The sequence below is a fragment of the Psittacicella gerlachiana genome, assembly GCF_003585965.1.
GTDB classification, from domain to species: domain Bacteria; phylum Pseudomonadota; class Gammaproteobacteria; order Enterobacterales; family Psittacicellaceae; genus Psittacicella; species Psittacicella gerlachiana.
In genome coordinates this window covers 1-1418 of the sequence record NZ_NRJF01000208.1, presented here as the reverse complement: position 1 = coordinate 1418, position 1418 = coordinate 1, and the positions used below count along the sequence as shown (strand labels likewise).

Here is a 1418-nt window from a genome sequence, read left to right as displayed (position 1 = left end):
GAGATCTAGTTATGAAAATTAAAAATATTTTTACTGCAACCTTAATTACTTTAGCAACTTTTACTACTTTAAATGCTCAAGCTAGCACTAAAGATCCAGCTAGTGCCTACCAACAACCTTACACTAGCCAAAATCAAAAAGCTAGCCCTGTGGTAACTAAAGAAGCAACGGTAGAAATTGCAGGTCAACCCTTAGCCGTAGTTGCTAAAACTCAATCAGGTTTAGTTGAGGTTACCGTTGGCGATACGAAAAATTTACCTGCAAATTACTACCAATTTGCTAATGTTTTAGTTTTAGCTCCAGCTTACTTAAGTGCGAATGAAATTAATCAAGCTTTAACAGCGGTAAATGTAGAAGCTAAACTAAATAATGCTCAATATTTAGCAGTACAATACAATTTAGCTCAAAATCTTGACCATGAAAAATAATTGTCCCTAACTTAATAAACAAGCTCAAGTGCATTACAACTAATTAAATCCATTGACAACTAGTCAACGGATCAACCATGGTTCAATGCCCAGCCAATACTTAAATTAATTGGTAATTTTTGAGTGAGTTTATTATTAACAACAATTATCACTTTATCAAAAGCAAGATTTAATTACTTTTAACTCATAAACTTTAATTGCTTAGGCAATTAATATACCTTACAAAACTTCAAAACAAGCTCCTAGTCTAGTCCTCAACTAGACTATTTTTTTATGTTTATTCCCATAGAGACATTTTGGCAACTATAGGTTATAATGTAACTATAGAAACAAAAAAGCTCTCTAGTAACCAAGAATTCCCTTAGACTAGCTTATAGGTCTAGCTTATCTTATATATGCGCTTAGTCTCTAGATAAATCTAGCTTTAGGCTCACACTTTTTTCTTTTGGAGTAAATATGAGCAAGTTAAATTCGGTTCTCGAAAAATTACCTCATTGTCCCATTGCCCTTACGGTGTCAGTAATTGCCTCACGTTGGAAACTATTAATTATTCGTGATCTTTTAGTTTCAACCAAACGTAATAGTGAACTTCTTGCAAGTTTAGATGGGGTTTCCCAAAAAGTTCTTACCAGTACTCTTAAGGAAATGGTAAAACAAGGTTTAGTAACCCGTAAAGTTTACCCTGAAGTTCCACCAAGAGTTGAATACTCTTTAACTCCTCTTGGCTTTAGTTTAGTTCCGGTACTTGTTGCCCTAAAAAACTGGGGTGAACACTTCCAAGAAACCATGGGACTTGAATCACCTGAGGCTGATATTAATGATATCTACATGGGTAAAATTTACCAACAACTACAAGAACGAGGTATTGATTCTTGTCAAAACTTTGATCAAGTACTTAACACCCAATATAATAAACTCTTTGCCGATCTTAAAGCTCAAGATCTCGAAAAGGTTTTTGATAATCCTAATACATAAATAAAACCCACAGCT

General features: G+C 33.9%; 2 protein-coding genes. Both read left to right on the top strand.

All coding sequences use genetic code 11. The features are described from left to right. Positions 1-428: hypothetical protein (locus tag CKF59_RS06660; RefSeq protein WP_222985656.1), on the top strand; the 428-nt coding region annotated here is incomplete at its 5' end. Positions 429-884: 456 nt separating this feature from the next. Then, the gene (locus CKF59_RS06655) at positions 885-1403 is read left to right on the top strand and encodes a winged helix-turn-helix transcriptional regulator (RefSeq protein ID WP_119535162.1); all 519 of its coding nucleotides are present in this window, start codon (positions 885-887) and stop codon (positions 1401-1403) included. The last annotated feature ends 15 nt before the right edge of the window (positions 1404-1418 follow it).